Origin of the sequence: Pelomonas sp. V22 (assembly GCF_030014915.1) — a bacterium.
Lineage (GTDB): Bacteria > Pseudomonadota > Gammaproteobacteria > Burkholderiales > Burkholderiaceae_C > JAUASW01.
In genome coordinates, this window is sequence record NZ_JAGIXS010000006.1 from 288464 (window position 1) to 306244 (window position 17781).

At 67.0% G+C, this 17781-nt stretch carries 21 protein-coding genes; 16 read left to right on the forward strand and 5 right to left on the reverse strand.

Annotation, left to right across the window (positions count from 1 at the left end; genetic code table 11):
• Positions 1–68: 68 nt before the first annotated feature.
• The 16 genes from J7U46_RS18910 (at position 69) to J7U46_RS18985 (ending at position 11579) form a co-directional block, all read left to right on the forward strand.
• Positions 69–974 (forward strand): ABC transporter ATP-binding protein, encoded by a 906-nt coding sequence (locus J7U46_RS18910; RefSeq protein WP_282828628.1) that lies wholly within the window; start codon positions 69–71, stop codon positions 972–974.
• Positions 971–1741: an ABC transporter permease gene (locus tag J7U46_RS18915; protein ID WP_282828630.1), complete on the forward strand. Its 771-nt coding sequence runs from the start codon at positions 971–973 to the stop codon at positions 1739–1741. Before J7U46_RS18910 ends, J7U46_RS18915 begins: the two co-directional genes overlap by 4 nt.
• 62 nt (positions 1742–1803) lie before the next feature.
• Positions 1804–2061: a BolA/IbaG family iron-sulfur metabolism protein gene (locus J7U46_RS18920; RefSeq protein WP_282828632.1), complete on the forward strand. Its 258-nt coding sequence runs from the start codon at positions 1804–1806 to the stop codon at positions 2059–2061.
• Entirely contained in the window at positions 2058–2696 is a 639-nt protein-coding gene (gene hisG / locus J7U46_RS18925) for an ATP phosphoribosyltransferase (RefSeq protein ID WP_282828634.1), read from the forward strand. The genes J7U46_RS18920 and hisG overlap by 4 nt, the downstream gene beginning before the upstream one ends.
• Positions 2693–4000 carry a histidinol dehydrogenase gene (hisD, locus tag J7U46_RS18930; protein WP_282828636.1) on the forward strand — a complete coding sequence of 436 codons (1308 nt, stop codon included), beginning with the start codon at positions 2693–2695 and terminating at the stop codon, positions 3998–4000. The genes hisG and hisD overlap by 4 nt, the downstream gene beginning before the upstream one ends.
• A gap of 80 nt (positions 4001–4080) precedes the next feature.
• Positions 4081–5628 carry a methyl-accepting chemotaxis protein gene (locus J7U46_RS18935; protein ID WP_282828637.1) on the forward strand — a complete coding sequence of 516 codons (1548 nt, stop codon included), beginning with the start codon at positions 4081–4083 and terminating at the stop codon, positions 5626–5628.
• Between the two features lie 61 nt (positions 5629–5689).
• Positions 5690–5908 (forward strand): CopG family transcriptional regulator, encoded by a 219-nt coding sequence (locus J7U46_RS18940; protein WP_282828639.1) that lies wholly within the window; start codon positions 5690–5692, stop codon positions 5906–5908.
• Positions 5905–6351: a PIN domain-containing protein gene (locus tag J7U46_RS18945; RefSeq protein ID WP_282828640.1), complete on the forward strand. Its 447-nt coding sequence runs from the start codon at positions 5905–5907 to the stop codon at positions 6349–6351. Before J7U46_RS18940 ends, J7U46_RS18945 begins: the two co-directional genes overlap by 4 nt.
• Before the next feature lies 1 nt (position 6352).
• On the forward strand, positions 6353–7423 hold the full coding sequence (hisC, locus tag J7U46_RS18950; RefSeq protein WP_282828642.1) for a histidinol-phosphate transaminase: 1071 nt from the start codon (positions 6353–6355) through the stop codon (positions 7421–7423).
• Complete coding sequence (gene hisB, locus J7U46_RS18955; protein ID WP_282828644.1) at positions 7420–8019, forward strand: imidazoleglycerol-phosphate dehydratase HisB; 600 nt, start codon at positions 7420–7422, stop codon at positions 8017–8019. The genes hisC and hisB overlap by 4 nt, the downstream gene beginning before the upstream one ends.
• Position 8020: 1 nt before the next feature.
• Positions 8021–8671 (forward strand): imidazole glycerol phosphate synthase subunit HisH, encoded by a 651-nt coding sequence (gene hisH / locus J7U46_RS18960; RefSeq protein ID WP_282828646.1) that lies wholly within the window; start codon positions 8021–8023, stop codon positions 8669–8671.
• Positions 8672–8754: 83 nt separating this feature from the next.
• Positions 8755–9504 (forward strand): 1-(5-phosphoribosyl)-5-[(5-phosphoribosylamino)methylideneamino]imidazole-4-carboxamide isomerase, encoded by a 750-nt coding sequence (gene hisA, locus J7U46_RS18965; protein ID WP_282828648.1) that lies wholly within the window; start codon positions 8755–8757, stop codon positions 9502–9504.
• Positions 9504–10265, forward strand: a complete 762-nt coding sequence (gene hisF, locus J7U46_RS18970) for an imidazole glycerol phosphate synthase subunit HisF (RefSeq protein WP_282828650.1) — start codon at positions 9504–9506, stop codon at positions 10263–10265. The genes hisA and hisF overlap by 1 nt, the downstream gene beginning before the upstream one ends.
• The gene (gene rsmD / locus J7U46_RS18975; protein ID WP_282828652.1) at positions 10262–10807 is read left to right on the forward strand and encodes a 16S rRNA (guanine(966)-N(2))-methyltransferase RsmD; all 546 of its coding nucleotides are present in this window, start codon (positions 10262–10264) and stop codon (positions 10805–10807) included. The genes hisF and rsmD overlap by 4 nt, the downstream gene beginning before the upstream one ends.
• A 9-nt stretch (positions 10808–10816) precedes the next feature.
• Entirely contained in the window at positions 10817–11323 is a 507-nt protein-coding gene (coaD, locus tag J7U46_RS18980) for a pantetheine-phosphate adenylyltransferase (RefSeq protein WP_282828654.1), read from the forward strand.
• Positions 11324–11327: 4 nt separating this feature from the next.
• Positions 11328–11579: a YfhL family 4Fe-4S dicluster ferredoxin gene (locus tag J7U46_RS18985; protein WP_282828656.1), complete on the forward strand. Its 252-nt coding sequence runs from the start codon at positions 11328–11330 to the stop codon at positions 11577–11579.
• An 18-nt stretch (positions 11580–11597) separates the two neighbouring features.
• Here J7U46_RS18985 and J7U46_RS18990 read toward each other — a convergent pair whose 3' ends face one another.
• The 5 genes from J7U46_RS18990 to J7U46_RS19010 all read right to left on the reverse strand — a co-directional run bounded on the left by J7U46_RS18990 (position 11598) and on the right by J7U46_RS19010 (position 17780).
• On the reverse strand, positions 11598–13160 hold the full coding sequence (locus J7U46_RS18990) for a DUF3369 domain-containing protein (protein ID WP_282828658.1): 1563 nt from the start codon (positions 13158–13160) through the stop codon (positions 11598–11600).
• 67 nt (positions 13161–13227) lie between these two features.
• Positions 13228–14682 (reverse strand): cobyric acid synthase, encoded by a 1455-nt coding sequence (locus J7U46_RS18995; RefSeq protein ID WP_282828660.1) that lies wholly within the window; start codon positions 14680–14682, stop codon positions 13228–13230.
• The gene (locus J7U46_RS19000; protein WP_282828662.1) at positions 14679–15992 is read right to left on the reverse strand and encodes a cobyrinate a,c-diamide synthase; all 1314 of its coding nucleotides are present in this window, start codon (positions 15990–15992) and stop codon (positions 14679–14681) included. The genes J7U46_RS18995 and J7U46_RS19000 overlap by 4 nt, the downstream gene beginning before the upstream one ends.
• Positions 15985–16791, reverse strand: coding sequence for an ABC transporter ATP-binding protein (locus tag J7U46_RS19005; RefSeq protein ID WP_282828664.1), 807 nt, complete (start codon positions 16789–16791; stop codon positions 15985–15987). Before J7U46_RS19005 ends, J7U46_RS19000 begins: the two co-directional genes overlap by 8 nt.
• Positions 16788–17780: an iron ABC transporter permease gene (locus J7U46_RS19010; protein ID WP_282828666.1), complete on the reverse strand. Its 993-nt coding sequence runs from the start codon at positions 17778–17780 to the stop codon at positions 16788–16790. The genes J7U46_RS19005 and J7U46_RS19010 overlap by 4 nt, the downstream gene beginning before the upstream one ends.
• Position 17781 lies beyond the last annotated feature (1 nt).

The following is a 17781-nucleotide window of genomic DNA, read 5'->3' on the forward strand; positions in this document are numbered from 1 at the left end:
TGGCATCAGGGAGGCAAGGAATGGCCCCAGCCAGCGCAATTGGAGCCAGCTTCCTACAATCGCCGCCCATGCAGCCTGCCATCTCCTTCCAGAACGTCAGCAAGACCTACAAGGGAGGGCGGACGCCCGCTCTCGACGGTGTCTCCTTCGATATCGAGCCGGGTGAATTCTTCGGCCTCCTGGGCCCCAACGGTGCCGGCAAGACCAGCCTGATCAGCATCCTCGCCGGGCTCTCGCAGGCCAGCGGCGGCTCGGTCAGCGTGATGGGCCACGACGTGGTGAGCGACTATGCCGCCGCCCGCAAGGCCCTCGGCATCGTGCCGCAGGAGCTGGTGTTCGACCCCTTCTTCTCGGTGCGCGAGGCGCTGGAGATTCAGAGCGGCTACTTTGGCGTGCGCAACAACGGCGCCTGGATCACCGAGCTGCTGGAGAACCTCGGCCTCGCAGACAAGGCCAAGGCCAATATGCGCCAGCTCTCCGGCGGCATGAAGCGCCGCGTGCTGGTGGCGCAAGCCCTGGTGCACCGCCCGCCGGTGATCGTGCTGGACGAGCCCACAGCCGGCGTTGACGTGGAGCTGCGCCAGACGCTGTGGCAGTTCGTCGCCCGGCTGAACAAGGAAGGCCACGCCGTCCTGCTGACGACGCATTACCTGGAAGAAGCGGAGGCCCTGTGCCAGCGCATCGCCATGCTGAAGCTGGGCCGCGTCGTGGCGCTGGACACGACCACCAGCCTGCTGTCGGGCCGGGCCTCGACGATGCTGCGCTTCAAGACGGATGCGGTGCTGCCCCCGGCCTTGCTGGAGCAGGCCCGCGTGACCGGCCGCATCGCACAGATCAAGGCCCATGACGCCGCCGAGGTCGAGACCATCCTTGCCAGCCTGCGCGCCGCCCAGGTGCCGGTGGAAGACCTGGAGATCGGCCGTGCCGACCTGGAAGACGTGTTCCTTGAAATCATGAACGGAGCCGCCCAATGAGCGCGATTCGATTGGCCGGCGCGCGGACGCTGTTTTACAAGGAGATCCTGCGTTTCTGGAAGGTCAGCTTCCAGACCGTGGCGGCACCGGTGCTCACCGCCGTGCTGTACCTCTTGATCTTCGGCCACGTGCTGGAGAACCACGTCAAGGTCTACGGCACGGTGGGCTACACCAGCTTCCTGATCCCGGGCCTCGTGATGATGAGCGTGCTGCAGAACGCCTTCGCCAATTCCTCCAGCAGCCTGATCCAGAGCAAGATCACCGGCAACCTGGTGTTCCTCCTGGTCACGCCGCTGTCGCACTGGGCCTGGTTCCTCGCCTATGTGGGCGCCTCGGTGGTGCGCGGCCTGGCGGTGGGCACGGGCGTCTTCCTCGTGACCTGCTGGTTCGCCTGGCCGGGCCTGGCGGCGCCGCTGTGGATCATTGTCTTCGCGGCGCTCGGTGCCGGCATGCTCGGCGCGCTGGGCCTGATTGCCGGCCTGTGGGCCGAGAAGTTCGACCAGATGGCGGCCTTCCAGAACTTCATCATCATGCCGATGACCTTCTTGTCGGGCGTGTTCTATTCGGTGCATTCGCTGCCGAGCTTCTGGCAGGCGGTCAGCCACCTGAACCCGTTCTTCTACATGATTGACGGCTTCCGCCATGGCTTCTTCGGCGTCAGCGACGTGTCGCCCTGGCTGAGCCTGTCCATCGTGGCGACCAGCTTTGTCGTCGTGTCCGGCATCGCGCTGGAGCTGCTGCGCCGCGGCTACAAGATCCGCGGCTGAATCTGCGGCTGATGACTTGCGAAGGCTGGTGTTTTCCCGGGCCTCATAGAATGACGGCCACCATGGCCGATCCCACTCCCGTCGAAGTCCAGTCCTTCATCGCCGCCGGCCTGCAATGCGAAACGCTGCAGGTCGAGGGCGATGGGCGCCACTTTTTTGCCACCATCGTCTCGAGCGAATTCGAGGGCCTGAACCGGGTGCGCCGCCATCAGCGCGTCTACCAGGCGCTCGGCGACCGCATGCGCGAGCAGATCCATGCGCTGTCGATGAAAACGCTCACGCCAGCCGAGTTCGCGGCCGCCCCCGAGGCCGCGCAATGATCACGCTGGCGCTCTCCAAGGGCCGCATCTTCGAAGAGACGCTGCCGCTCTTGCGCGCGGCCGGCATCGAGGTGCTGGAAGACCCCGAAACCTCGCGCAAGCTCATCCTCACGACCAACCAGCCCGAGGTGCGCGTGGTGCTGGTGCGCGCGAGCGACGTGCCGACCTATGTGCAGTACGGTGGCGCCGATCTCGGCGTGGCCGGCCGCGACGTGCTGCTGGAACACGACGGCGAAGGCCTCTACCAGCCGCTGGACCTGAACATCGCCCGCTGCCGCATGAGCGTGGCCACGCGCGACGACTTCGACTACGCCGCCGCCGTGAAGCAGGGCTCGCGCATCCGCGTGGCCACCAAGTACACGGCCATCGCCCGCGATCACTTCGCCAACAAGGGCGTGCACGTGGACCTGATCAAGCTCTACGGCTCGATGGAGCTGGCGCCCTTGACCGGCCTGGCCGAAGCCATCGTCGACCTGGTCTCGACCGGCAGCACCTTGAAGGCGAACCGCCTGGTCGAGGTCGAGCGCATCATGGACATCTCCTCGCGCCTGGTGGTCAACCAGGCCGCTCTCAAGCTCAAGCGCGAACCGCTGCGCCGCTTGATCGAAGCCTTCGCCTCCGCCAGCCCCAAATGAACTTGCGCCAGCTCAGCACCACCGCTCCCGACTTCGAAGCCGAGTTCCAGCGTGTGCTGCACTGGTCCGCGGAAACGGACGGCGCCATCGAGAACCGCGTGGCCGAGATCTTGGCTGACGTGAAAGCCCGTGGCGATTCTGCAGTGCTGGAGTACACGGCGCGTTTCGACCGCCTGGATGCCAAGAGCGTCGCCGCACTTGAGCTCACGCGCGAAGAATTGAAGGCTGCCTTCGAGCAGATCACGCCCGCCCAGCGCGATGCCTTGCAAGCCGCTGCGGCTCGCGTGCGCAGCTATCACGAGCGCCAGCTGGAGGCCTGCGGCCGCAGCTGGAGCTACCGCGACGAAGACGGCACGCTGCTCGGCCAGAAGGTCACGCCGCTGGACCGCGTGGGCATCTATGTGCCCGGTGGCAAGGCGGCCTATCCGAGCAGCGTCCTGATGAACGCCATTCCGGCCCATGTGGCGGGCGTGCCCGAGATCATCATGGTCGTGCCCACGCCGGGCGGCGAGAAGAATCCGCTGGTGCTGGCCGCTGCCTATGTGGCCGGCGTCAGCCGCGCTTTCACCATCGGCGGTGCGCAGGCCGTGGCCGCGCTGGCCTATGGCACGGCGACCGTCCCCAAGGTCGACAAGATCACCGGCCCCGGCAATGCCTATGTGGCCAGCGCCAAGAAGCATGTGTTCGGCCAAGTCGGCATCGACATGATTGCGGGGCCCAGCGAGATTCTGGTGCTGGCCGACGGGACGACCGACCCGGATTGGGTCGCCATGGACCTGTTCAGCCAGGCCGAGCACGACGAGCTGGCGCAGAGCATCCTGCTGAGCCCCGATGCCGACTACATCGCCAAGGTGCGCGCGTCGATAGACAAGCTGCTGCCGAAGATGCCGCGCAAGGACGTGATCCAGGCCTCGCTGGAAGGCCGTGGCGCCCTGATCCTCACGCGCTCCATGGACGAGGCCTGTGAGATCAGCAACCGCATCGCGCCCGAGCATCTGGAAGTCAGCAGCAACGAGCCCCATCGCTGGGAGCCGCTCTTGCGCCATGCCGGCGCGATCTTCCTCGGCGCCTACACGAGCGAGTCGCTGGGCGACTACTGTGCCGGGCCCAACCATGTGCTGCCCACCTCGGGCACGGCGCGCTTCTCCTCGCCGCTGGGGGTCTACGACTTCCAGAAGCGCAGCAGCCTGATCGAGGTCAGCGAGGCGGGCGCGCAGAAGCTGGGCCCCATCGCTGCCGAGCTGGCCTATGGCGAAGGCCTGCAGGGCCATGCGCGTGCGGCCGAGATGCGACTGCGTCGCTGAGGGACTGACAGCTTTCTGCAAGGTACGGCGGGCGCGATCTTCCTACCATTGCTCTCAACCTCTGGCGTTGGGAGCTGTCGATGAAGCTGTCTGACTTGTCTGTCGGGGCCCGTATCGGGCTGAGTTTTGCCATCGTGTTGCTGATGTCGGCTTTGTTGGGCTTGACGGCGATGAACCGCGTGGCCGTCATCCAGTCGTCGGCCGATGATCTCGCCACGAACTGGATGCCCAGCATCTCGGCGATTGGCGACCTCGACAATCGGTTCCAGGAAATCCGGCGCATCGAGCTGCGGCTGTGCATGGTCGAGTCTCAGGCGGATCTGGACTCAGCGCTGCAGGAACTGGGCAGCTTGCGCAGCAAGGACCTTGCCCAGTCCATCAAGAAGTACGAACCGCTGATCACGCAGGGCGCCGAGGCTGAGACCTGGGCCAAGGCGCGTCCGCGCCTCGACGAGTATCTGGCCTCGCTGGATCGCACCATGGCCTTGCGTCAGAAGGGCGATCAAGCGCAGGCTCAGGCCAATGCCGTTGGGGATTCGCTGCGTCTGTCCAAGGAGGTCAGCAAGCTGCTCGACGACATCGTGAGCATCAATGAGAAGGGTGGCGAGGCCAGCCATGCCACCTCGCTGGCCACCTATGCCCAGGTGCGCTGGCTGATCGGCACGCTGATCGTTGTCCAGATCGTGGTTGGCGCTGGCGTCGCCATGTTCCTGACGCGCAATACCGTGCAGCCGCTGCAGCGCATGGTGCGTCTTGCAGAACAGGTGGCGGCCGGGGACTTGCGTGTCGAGGCCGACACCGCCCGCCGCGACGAGTTCGGCCGCCTGGCCGTGGCGCTCGAGGCCATGAGTGCCGCCTTGAACCGCTCGATCGGCGTGGTGCGGGTCAGTGCAGAGAACATCGCCACCTCCAGCCGCGAGGTGGCTTCGGGCTCGAGTGATTTGTCGGCCCGTACCGAGCAGATGGCCTCCAGCCTGGAGCAGACCTCGGCGACCATGCAGACGCTGACCGAGACGGTGAAGCAGAACGCCGATGCCACGCGCCAGGCCAGCGGCCTGGCCCATGACGCCAGCAGCGTTGCGACGCAGGGCGGCGAGATGGTCAAGCGCGTCGTCGGCACCATGCAGGACATCAATGCCAGCTCGCGCAAGATCGCCGACATCATTGGCGTCATCGACGGCATCGCCTTTCAGACCAACATCCTCGCGCTCAATGCGGCGGTGGAGGCCGCGCGGGCCGGTGAGCAGGGGCGTGGCTTTGCGGTCGTGGCCGGCGAGGTGCGCAGCCTGGCGTCGCGCAGCGCCGAGGCGGCGCGCGAGATCAAGAACCTGATCGGCAGCTCGGTCGAGAAGGTCGAGGCCGGCAGCCAGTTGGTCGAGGAGGCGGGCCAGACCATGTCGGAGCTGGTGCAGGCCGTGCAGCGTGTGACCCGGCTGATCGAGGACGTCAGCAGCGCCACGCAGGAGCAGAGCCTCAGCCTGAACGAGGTGGGGACGGCGGTCCGGCACCTGGACGAGGTGACCCAGCAGAACGCGGCCCTGGTCGAGCAGTCGAGCGCCGCTGCGGAAAGCCTGCGGGACCAGGCCGGGCGGCTGAGCGAGGCGGTCGCTGGCTTCCGACTGAACTAATGGCGATCCCGTAATTAACACGAAGTTCGTGTTACACGAACTTCGTGGTACTCTCGCGGTCATGAAAAACGTGACCGTCAGCATGGACGACAGCGTGGCCGACTGGGCCCGGCTGGAGGCGGCGCGCCGCAACACCAGCGTGTCGCGCCTGCTCGGTGAGCTGCTGGCCGACAAGATGCGCCACGACGACGCCTATGAGCGCGCCCTGCAGGACTGGCTGCACCGCGAGCGCAGCTGGGCGTCCGACGGCCAGCCCTATCCGCAGCGGGAGACTCGGTGAGCGCCCGGCTGGTCTTCGTCGACACCTCGGTGCTGATACTCAGCGAGGACGGTGCCGATGCGGCACAGCGTGAGCGTGTGCTCGCTTGGCTGCGTGAGCTGTGGCAGCGCCGCTCGGGCCGCATCTCCACCCAGGTGCTGAACGACTTCTACCGCTGGGTCACGACCCGCATCCAGCCGGCCATGCCCAATGGCGATGCCCGGGCCGAGGTGCGCCGCTACCAGCACTGGCAGCCCTGGGCCATCGACCATGCGACGGTGGAGAGCGCCTGGTCCATCGAGAGCCGCTTCGGCCTGGTCTATGCGGACGCGCTGATCGTGGCCGCCGCCAAGGCCCAGGGCTGCGAGCTGCTGCTGAGCCTGGACCTGGCCCACGGCCTGCAGCTGGACAGTGTGCAGATCATCAACCCGCTCCAGGCCGAGCCTGGCCTGTTGGACGCCTGAAATGAACAAAGGACTGGCCGTCATCCGCGACGACCTGCGCTCGGTCAAGGCCTACGCGGTGCAGCCCAGCACCGGCCTGATCAAGCTGGACACGATGGAGAACCCGTTCCGCCTGACCGAGGCGCTGCAGCGCGAGCTGGGCGAGCGGCTGGGCCGGGTGGCCATCAACCGCTACCCTGCCGAGCGCACTTTCGAGCTGGCCGCCGCGCTGGCCCAGGCCGCCGGCATGCCCGAGGGCTGCGCCATCACGCTCGGCAATGGCTCGGATGAGCTGATCACCATGCTCTCCATGGCCATCAGCAAGCCCGGCGCCACCGTGCTCTCGCCGCTGCCCAGCTTCGTGATGTACGAGATCTCGGCCCGCTACCAGGGGCTGAAGTTTGTGGGCGTCGACCTGCGCTCCGACTTCGAGCTCGATGAGCCGGCCATGCTGGCGGCGATGGCCGAACACCAGCCGGCCCTGATTTATCTCTCCTACCCGAACAACCCGACCGCCAACCTGTGGGACGCCGACGCCATCGAGCGCATCGTCGCCGCCGCCCCCGGGCTCGTGGTGATGGACGAGGCCTACCAGCCCTTCGCCGAGCGTGACTCGATGGACCTGCTGCGCCGCCATCCCCATGTGCTGGTGATGCGGACGATGAGCAAGTTCGGCCTGGCCGGCGTGCGCATTGGCTACCTGATTGGCCGCGCGGAGCTGGTCGGCGAGATCGACAAGCTGCGCCCGCCCTTCAACATCGGCGTGCTGAATGCCGAGGCCGGCCTGTTCGCGCTGGAGCATGCCGAGGTCTATGCCCGCCAGGCGCAAGTGCTGCGCGCCGAGCGCGACCAGCTGATCGCCGACCTGGACGAGATCGAGGAGGTGCAAGCCTTCTCCAGCCAGGGCAATATGGTGCTGGTCCGGGTGCCCGATGCCGCCGCCATGTTCGAGGGCATCAAGCGCCGGGGCGTGCTGGTCAAGAACGTCTCGGCGCTGCATCCGCTGCTGCACAACTGCCTGCGCCTGACCGTGGGCACGCCCGAGGAAAACATGGCCTTGCTGGCCGCCTTCACCGAGAGTCTTCCGTCATGAGCAACACGCAACGCATCGCCGAAGTCAGCCGCAATACCAAGGAAACCCAGATCCGCGTGCGCGTCAACCTGGACGGCTCGGGCGAAGCCAAGCTGAATACCGGCATTGGTTTCTTCGACCACATGCTGGACCAGATTGCCCGCCACGGCCTGATCGACCTTGAGATTGAAGCCCAGGGCGACCTGCACATCGACGGCCATCACACGGTGGAAGACGTGGGCATCACGCTGGGCCTGGCTGTGGCCAAGGCTGTCGGCGACAAGAAGGGCCTGGCCCGCTACGGCCACAGCTATGTGCCGCTGGACGAGGCGCTGTCGCGCGTGGTGATCGACTTCTCCGGCCGCCCTGGCCTCGAGATGGACGTGAAGTTCACATCCGGATCCATTGGTGCCTTCGACACGCAACTGGCCTACGAGTTCTTCCAGGGCTTCTCCAACCATGCGCTGGTGAGCCTGCACATCGACAACCTCAAGGGCCACAACGCCCACCACCAGTGCGAAACCATCTTCAAGGCCTTCGGCCGCGCGCTGCGCATGGCGATGACCCTGGACCCGCGCTCGGCCGGCGTGATTCCGTCGACCAAGGGCAGTCTCTGAGATGAGCAAGCGGACGGTTGCCGTGGTCGACTACGGCATGGGCAATCTGCGCTCGGTGTCGCAGGCGGTCCTGCATGTGGCCGGCGACACAGGGCTGGAGGTCGTCATCACCTGCAAGCCCGACGAGGTTTACGCCGCCGAGCGCGTCGTGCTGCCGGGTCAGGGCGCCATGCGCGACTGCATGCGCGAACTGGCCGATTCCGGGCTCAAGGAGGCCGTGCTCGATGCTGCAGCGCGCAAACCGCTGATGGGCGTCTGCGTCGGCATGCAGATGTTGCTCGACCACAGCGAGGAGCAGGACACGCCGGGCCTCGGCCTGATCCCGGGCCAGGTCCGCCGTTTTCAGCTGGAAGGTCGCCTGCAGGACGACGGCAGCCGCTTCAAGGTGCCGCAGATGGGCTGGAACCGCGTGCACCAGCGCGGCGCGCATCCGGTCTGGGCCGGCGTGCCCGACCAGAGCTGGTACTACTTCGTCCACAGCTATTACGCCGAGCCGTCGGATGCGAACCACAGCGTCGGCGAGACCGACTACGGCGCCCGCTTTACCTGCGCGGTGGCCCGGGATAATATTTTTGCCACCCAATTCCATCCCGAGAAAAGTGCTGCGCTGGGGCTTGCCCTCTACCGTAACTTCCTGCTCTGGAAGCCATGACGAGAATCCTCCGCTCGTTCTAACTGCGCTTTTCCACGCCTTTTCCTCCCTGCTTCCTCCACCTCTTTACCTGCACTTCGGCCATGCTGCTGATACCCGCGATTGACCTCAAGGACGGACGCTGCGTGCGTCTTCAACAGGGGGACATGAATGTGTCCACCACCTTTGGCGAGGACCCCGCTGCCATGGCCCGACGATGGGTCGAGGCCGGCGCACGGCGCCTGCACCTGGTCGACCTGAACGGCGCCTTCGCCGGCAAGCCCATCAACGAGGGTGCGATCAAGGCCATCCTGCGCGAGGTGGGCGACGAGATCCCGGTGCAACTGGGTGGCGGCATCCGCGACCTCGACACCATCGAGCGCTACCTCGACGACGGCATCTCCTACATCATCATCGGCACGGCCGCGGTCAAGAGCCCGGGCTTCCTGAAAGACGCCTGCTCGGCCTTCGGCGGCCACATCATCGTGGGCCTCGATGCCAAGGACGGCAAGGTCGCCACCGACGGCTGGAGCAAGCTGACCGGCCATGAGGTGATCGACCTGGCGAAGAAGTTCGAGGACTACGGCATCGAGGGTGTGATCTACACCGACATCGGCCGCGACGGCATGCTCACGGGCATCAACATCGAGGCCACGGTCAAATTGGCCCAGGCACTCACGATCCCGGTGATCGCGTCGGGCGGCCTCTCCAATATCAAGGACATCGAGGCGCTCTGCGCCGTCGAGCATGAGGGCGTTGAGGGCGTGATCTGCGGTCGCTCGATCTACACCGGCGACCTCGATTTCGCCGCCGGCCAGGCCCGCGCCGACGAACTGAGCGAACAAGAAGACTGATGCTGGCCAAACGCATCATCCCCTGCATGGACGTCACCGGTGGCCGCGTGGTCAAGGGCGTCAACTTCCTGGAACTGCGCGATGCCGGCGACCCGGTCGAGATCGCGGCCCGCTACAACGAGCAGGGCGCCGACGAGCTGACCTTTCTCGACATCACCGCCACCAGCGACGGCCGCGACCTGATCCTGCACATCATCGAGGACGTGGCCTCTCAAGTCTTCATCCCGTTGACAGTGGGCGGAGGCGTGCGCGAGGTGGCCGATGTGCGGCGCCTCCTGAACGCCGGTGCCGACAAGGTCAGCTTCAACTCGGCCGCCGTGGCGCGGCCGGAGCTGATACGCGAAGCGTCCGACAAGTACGGTGCTCAATGCATCGTCGTGGCGATTGACGCCAAGCGGCGCGCGGACGGTTCGGGCTGGGATGTCTACACCCATGGCGGCCGCAAGAATGTGGGCCTGGACGCCGTGCAATGGGCGCGCCAGATGACCGAGTACGGTGCCGGTGAAATCCTGCTCACCAGCATGGACCGCGATGGCACGCGCAGCGGTTTCGATCTTGAGCTGACACGTGCGGTCAGCGATGCGGTCAGCGTGCCGGTGATTGCCTCCGGTGGTGTGGGCTCGCTGGATGACCTGGCCGATGGCATTCAGAAAGGCGGCGCCGATGCGGTGCTGGCCGCCAGCATCTTTCACTACGGTCAGCACACGGTGGGCGAGGCCAAGGCCTTGATGGCGGCGCGCGGAATCCAGGTGCGTCAGTGAGCGAGGTTCGGATCGTCGGTGGCTTGTGGAAGCGTTCCAAGCTGCCCGTGGCCGACAAGCCCGGCCTGCGCCCCACGCCGGACCGCGTCCGTGAAACCCTCTTCAACTGGCTGGGCCAGGACCTGGACGGCTGGCGCGTGCTCGATGCCTTTGCCGGCAGCGGCGCGCTCGGCTTCGAGGCGGCCTCGCGCGGTGCCAGCGAGGTGCTGCTCTTGGAGCGTGATCGCGACCTGGCGCGCAGCCTGCAGACCAGCAAGACCAGGCTGAAGGCCGAGAACCTGCGCGTGGAACAGGCCGATGCCATTGCCTGGATGTCGCGCTCCGCGCCCGGCCGCTTTGAACTCGTGATGCTGGACCCGCCCTTTGACGGCGGCTTGTTCGAGCCTGCGATCAAAGCGGCCGCGCCCTTGCTGGTGGCTGGCGGCTATCTCTATGTCGAATCGCCGGAGCCCATCGAACCGGCAGCCGATCTGCCGCTAGAAGCCCATCGAAATGGGCGCGCCGGCAGTGTCCATTACGCGCTTTTCCGCCGCAACGGATAATCCCGGCCCATGACCTCAGTGACCCGCCTCACCGCCGTCTATCCCGGCACCTTCGACCCCATGACCCTCGGGCATGAGGACCTGATGCGCCGTGCCAGCCGCTTGTTCGAGCGCCTGGTCATTGCGGTGGCCGCTGGGCATCACAAGCGCACCATGTTCTCCATCGAGGAGCGCCTGGAAATCGCCACCGAGCTGGCGTCCAGGTACCCCAATGTCGAGGTGATTCCCTTCCGGGGCCTGCTGCGCGACTTCGTCGTGCAGCATGGCGGCAAGGTGGTGGTACGGGGCCTGCGGGCCGTGAGCGACTTCGAGTACGAGTTTCAGATGGCGGGCATGAACCGCAAGCTGATGCCCGAGGTGGAGACCGTGTTCCTGACGCCCTCCGACCAGTTCCAGTTCATCTCCGGCACCTTTGTGCGCGAGATTGCCACCCTGGGCGGTGATGTTTCCCAGTTCGTGTCACCCTCGGTGCGCGAGCGGCTTCAGGAGCGCATCAGCAAGGGCCGCGCGGAGTAAAGCCATGGCCTTGATGATTACGGATGAGTGCATCAATTGCGATGTCTGCGAGCCCGAGTGCCCGAACAACGCGATCTCGATGGGCGAGGAGTTCTACCAGATCGAGCACAGCAAGTGCACCGAATGCGTGGGCCATTTCGATGAGCCGCAATGTGTGCAGCTGTGCCCCGTGGCCTGCATCCCGGTGAATCCTGCCCATGTGGAAAGCCGCGAGATGCTGATGCAGAAATACCTGCGGCTTACCGCCGCGGCCTGAGCCTCAACAGGCTCGCGATCAGGTTCCGGCCTCGCGGTCCGGGAAACGCTCGTAGATGCCCATCACCGCGTCCATGCGCTCGAACAGCAGGCGCACGAGGTTGGGATCGAACTGCAGGCCCGACTGGTCGCGCACATAGGTCAGCGCTGCCTCGAACTGCCAGGCATCCTTGTAGCAACGCCGGCTCACCAGCGCGTCCAGCACATCGGCCAAGGCCACGATGCGGCCGGCGATGTGGATCTGCTCGCCGGCCAGCGCGCGCGGGTAGCCGCCGCCGTCCCAGCGCTCATGGTGCTCGTGCGCAATGATGGCGCCCAGCTGCAGGATGCGCTTGTCCGACTTGTTGAGCAGCTCGTAGCCGATGCGGGCATGGGTCTTCATGACCTCCCACTCCTCTGCATCAAGCTTGCCGGGTTTGTTCAGCACCCGGTCCGGGATGCCAATCTTGCCCACGTCGTGCAGCGGGGCCGCCTGGCGCAGGAACTCCACGTCGTTGCTGCGCAGGCCGGCGGCCTCGGCCAGCAGGGCGGACAGTTCGCCGACGCGGCGCACATGGGCGCCGGTTTCCTTGCTGCGCTTCTCGACCGCCTCGCCAATGATGTAGACGGTGGAGCGCTGCGTCTCCTGGATCTCCTCGCGCAGCAAGAGGCTCTCGTAGGTGATGGCCACGTTGGCGCAGAAGATCTCCAGCAGCTCGCGCGCATTGGCGTCTACCGGTTCGGAGAACACCATGTAGAGCAGGCTCTCGTTGCCCGAGCTTGAGCGGTAGTAGCCGACGCAGCGGTGCGGCTCGAAGAAGCTCTGCTGCTCTTTCAGGGCCCGCTCCAGTGCCTCGCGCACATCCTCGGGCAGGGTGTTGAGCTCCTCGTCGACCAGGAGGCGCGAGTACTCGGCCGTGGCGGCCAGCACCTTGAGGTGGCCTTCCATGTGCGAGGCCGCATAGGCCGAGACGCGGCTGGCGCACAGGCCCTGCGCCTCGTAGCCGAGCAGGTGGGCCACCTGCTCCAGCACGGCCGAGGCGAAGCGGCGCAGGTTGTGGGAGTCGTAGACCTTGGTGATCGCGTCTATCGAGCGGCGCAGCGCCAGGCGCGACTGCTCGATGATCATGATGTCGCGGTAGCTGCGCAGCGCGGTGTAGAAGACCGTGATCAGCTTGCGCTTGGTGAGCTCGGTCTTTTCCTTGTAGTCGTTGATGTCATAGCTCTTGATGACATGCTCTTCCGGCGCCTGGCCCGGCTGGCCGGTGCGCAGCACGATGCGCACATGGTGGTTGTCCAGCTCGCCACGGATGTAGCGGGCGAGGTCGAGGCCGGCATGCTCGGTCTCCATCACCACGTCGAGCAGGATCAGGGCGATGTCGTTGCGCGTGCCCAGCAGCTCGCGTGCTTCGGCGGCGCTGTAGGCATCGAGGAACTGCAGGCGGCGGCCGGAGAACTCGAAGTCCGACATCACCAGCTGGGTGACCTGGTGCACGGCCGGATCGTCGTCGACGATCATGACGACCCAGGGGTCCAGCACTTTCACGGAAGCATTGCCAGCAGCTGCCTCAGGGGCTTCGTCGGCAAACACCATATCGGTCATCGTGACTCCCATCGTGGTGCGGTGATTATTACCACAGCAGCGGCGGGCCGGATGAAAGTGCCCAGCGCTATTTCAGCAACTGCAACAGGCTGCCGGGCTCGAAATGACGCTCCACATAGCCGGCCAGGCCCTCGAACACGGCATCGAGATCGCCTACCGCCTGGCCGAACAGGGCCTGCATCACCGCACGCTGCTCGAACAGCCCATGGGCATAGCAGCCCAGCACCGAGCCCTGCTGCCAGCCTATCGTCTCGCCCTCGGCGGTCTGCAGTGCAGGCAAGGCAGCGGCCAGGTCGGGATGCTGGCAGGTGCGGCCTTGACGAATCTCATAGCCCTGGGCAGACAGGCCGGAGAGCGCCTGCCAGGGTGCGCTCAGCGCGGGCGCGAAGCGCAGCTCGGCCGGGCGCAGCAGTTTGTCGCGCTCGTACTGCGTGACCAGGGGCAGGAGGCCGAGGCCCGGCGCATTGCCATCCAGGCCATGCGGGTCCAGCAGGGCCTCGCCCAGCATCTGCAAGCCGCCGCAGATGCCCAGCACGGGCTTGCCAGTGGCGGCGTGCTGATTGATCACCGCATCGAGCTTTTGTCCGCGCAACCAGGCCAGGTCGGCGGCCACCGACTTGGAGCCGGGCAGGATGATCCAGTCGGCCGCCTGCAGCTGTCGGGGCTCGCGGGCCCAGACGAGGCGCACGCCCGGTGCGTTGCGCAGCGGCTGGAATTCGTCGAGGTTGGAGATGCGGGGATAGGCGACGACAGCGATCGTCAGGCCTTCGCCCGCAGCGGCATCGTCAAAGACGCCGTCTTCCTCGGGCAGGCCATGGCCTCGCCACATCGGCAGCACGGCCAGCGTTGGCACGCCGGTCAGCGCCTGCAATTGCTCGGGCCCCGGCGCCAGCAGGGCGGCATCGCCACGGAAGCGGTTCAGCACGAAGCCACGCAGCAGCGCTCGCTCGTTCGCCGGCATCAACTGGTGCGTGCCATAGAGATGGGCGAAGGCGCCGCCGCGGTCGATGTCGGCCACCAAGAGGCAGGCGGCATTCACCTCGAGGGCGGTGCGCATGTTGACGAAGTCTGAGGCATGCAGATTGATCTCGGCCGGCGAGCCGGCGCCTTCGATCACGACCACATCGTTCTCTGCCATCAGCTCGTGCAATGCCGGCCGCGCGGCGCGCCACAGCTGTTCGCTGCGCTCGCGCCAGGGCATGCGGCTCAAGGCGTCGTCCACTTCGCCCAGCAGTACCACCTGCGAGGCGGTCTCGGCTTCCGGCTTCAAGAGCACCGGGTTGTGCCGGACCTCGGGCATGCAGCGCGCCGCCAGCGCCTGGAAATACTGGGCGCTGCCGATCTCGCCGGCCCGGCCCTCGCGGCCTTGCACGACGCGGGCGTTGTTGCTCATGTTCTGCGCCTTGAATGGCGCGACCTTGAGTCCCTGGTTCGCGTAGAAGCGGCACAGCGCCGTGGCCAGCCAGCTTTTGCCGGCGCCACTGGTCGTGCCCAGCACCATCACCGCTTTTGCGCGGCTCATGGCGCCGCTCCTGCTAAGAAAGCGGCCACCGCAGCCGGGTTGGACGGGAAGTAGTGGTGCAGATAACTCGCCCGCAGGCTGCCGCGCTGGTAGAGCGCCTCGGTCGTGGGGCCGCCGTTGGGATTGCTGGCCCGGGCCAGCGGTGGTTCGGCCGTGGTGAGCGAGGAGAAATGGAAGCTGTGGCCGCGCAGCTCGCCTTCCGGCCAGGCGATGGCCTGCAGGCCCAGCGCGGCGAAGCGTGCCTGCAGGGTCACGGTGCCGGGCAGCAGGCCGGCCATGGCATGGCGGTGGCCTTCGAGGGTGATCAGTTCGTCCACGAGCGCCATCATGCCGCCGCATTCGGCCAGCAGCGGTTTGCCCGCTTCCACATGGGCACGCAGACTGGCGAAGAAACCGGGGGCCTGGCCCAAGGCCTCGACATGCAACTCGGGATAGCCTCCCGGCAGCCACACCGCGTCGCAATCAGGCAAGACCTGACCCTGCAGTGGCGAGAAGCAGCGCAGCTCGGCACCGAGGGCGCGCAGGCAGTCCAGATTGGCCGGGTAGATGAAGCCGAAGGCGGCATCGCGGGCAATGGCGATACGGTGGCCGCGCAGCAACAGCGGCGATTCAGTCGGTGGCTTGGCCGTGAAGCTCACCGTATCGAAGACGAAGCCTGGCTGCATCGCGGCGCCCCAGGCGTCCGCCCAGGCATCCAGCTGTGCATCGAGTGCCGGCAGCTCGGCGGCCTGTACCAGGCCCAGGTGGCGCTCTGGCAGGGCCAGGTCTGGCATGCGGGGCAGGGCGGCCACCAGGGGCAGATCGGCGGGCAGGCCCTCGGCCAGCATGCGGCCATGGGCGGCGCCGCCCACGCGGTTGGCCACCACGCCGCACAGGCGGACATCGCTGCGGAAGTTGCGCAGCCCGAGGGCGATGGCGGCAAAGGTCTGGGCCATGGCACTGCCGTCGATCACGGCCAACACCGGCAGCCCGAACGCGACCGCCAGGTCGGCGCTGGACGGTGCGCCGTCGAACAGGCCCATCACGCCTTCAACCAGGATCAGGTCGGCCTCGGCCGCCGCCTCGGCCAGCAAGGCACGGCAGTGCTCCAGGCCGCCCATGAACAGGTCCAGCTGATAGACCGGCGCGCCGCTGGCCCGCTCGAGGATCATCGGATCCAGAAAGTCCGGCCCGGTCTTGAACACGCGCACCTTGCGGCCCTGCCTCGCATGCCAGCGTGCCATGGCGGCGGTGACGCTGGTCTTGCCGGCGCCGGAATGCGTGCCACTGATCAAGGCGGCAGGGACGTGCCGGGCTTGTGATTCAGTCATGGCGGCGGCCGTGCAGCGGCAGCACATTGCTGCTGGCGGCCGGCGGCGCGGCCGCAGGCAGGGTCAGCCATTGGCCCCGCCATTCGATCAATTGCAGCCGGCCCTGGAAGACCTGCTGCAGCGCGGCGCGCGTGATGGCCTCGGTGGGCGGACCCAGATGCACGGTGCGGCCAGCGTCCATCACCAGCAGGGCATCGGCCTGCAGCGCGATGTTGAGCTCATGCAGCACCGAGACCACGGTCACGCCCGCAGCGGCGCGTTCGCGCACCAGCGCCAGCCAATCGGCCTGATGTGGCGGGTCGAGGTGGGCCAGCGGCTCGTCCATCAAGAGCAACTCGGATTCGGTGGCGAGGGCGCGGGCCAGCAGCACCCGTTGGCGCTCGCCACCCGAGAGCTGGTTGAGCGGCCGCGTGCGCCATTCCCAGCATTGCGTCTGCCGCATCGCGCGCTCCACAGCCCCTGTATCTGCTGCCGTGGGCGGTGCCAGCCAGGCCTGGTGCGGCAGTCGGCCCAGCATCACCACTTCCTGCGCCAGCAATTCGTCTGTAGCGGCCTCGTTCTGGCCCAGCCAGGCGAGGGCGCGCGCACGTTCCCGGCGGGGCCAGGCACTCAGCTCGCGGCCCAGCAGTTCGACCCGCCCCTCGAAGGGCAGCAGGCCGGCGATCGCTTTCAGGAGCGTGGATTTGCCGGCGCCGTTGGGGCCGACGATGGCGGTCCAGCCGCCGGCCAACTGCAGCTTGCAGTCGCCGAGGATGGTCTTGTCACCGAGGGCCAGGTGGCGGATTTCAGCCTTGATCATGCCCGCGCCCCGGCAAAGTTCTTGCGCCGCATCAGCCGCAGCAGATAGGCGCCGCCCAAGAGCGAAGTGACGATGCCCACCGGCAGCTCCTGCGGCGCCACGAGCCAGCGCGCGATGATGTCGGCCGACAGCAGCAGCGCACCGGCGGTGCAGGCTGAGAGGCCCAGCAGCCAGCCATGGCTGCAATGCAGTCGGCTGCGCACCAGATGCGGCGCGACCAGGCCGACGAAGGCGATCAGCCCCGCCTGCGCCACCGCCGCGCCGGTGCACAGCGTGAGCGTGGCGATCAGGATCAGCCGGATCAGGGAGAGGCGCACGCCGAGGCTTTGCGCCGTGTCGGCGCCCAAAGTCAGCGCGTCCAGCGCGCGTGCGGCGCCGAGCCCGACCAGCAGCGCCACCAGCAGCACCGGCGCCATCACGCCCACGCTTTGCCAGCTCAGGAAACCGGTACTGCCCAGCATGAAGGCCTGCATGGAGCGCAGCACGTCGGCCGCCGTCAGCGTCAGCATCGAGGTGATGGCACCCAGCACGACGCCGACGATGACGCCCGCCAGCAGCAAACGCATCGTCTGCTCCAGGCCCTTGGCAAGCACCATCGTCAGGCTCACAGCCAGCACGGCGCCACCGAAGGCTGCGCTGGTCATGCCGATCTTGTGGCCCCAGGCGGCCGCCGTCGGCGACCAGCCCAACGCCACCAGCAGCAGGGCCACGCCCAGCGAGGCGCCACTGGAGGCACCGAGCAGATAGGGGTCGGCCAGCGGGTTGCGGAACAGGCCCTGGGCCACCGCACCGGCCAGGCCCAGTAGGGCGCCGGTCAGCCAGGCGCCTACCGAGCGCGGCAGGCGGATCTCCCAAAGGATCTGGCGGCCCACGGCATCGTCGGCCGCCGGCAGGGCGAGGCCCTGGCTGCCCACGGCCATGCCTAGCACCAGCAGGGCAGCGCCAAGCAGCAGCAGCGTGGTGAGCAGGAGCAGGGCCTTGCGGTTCATC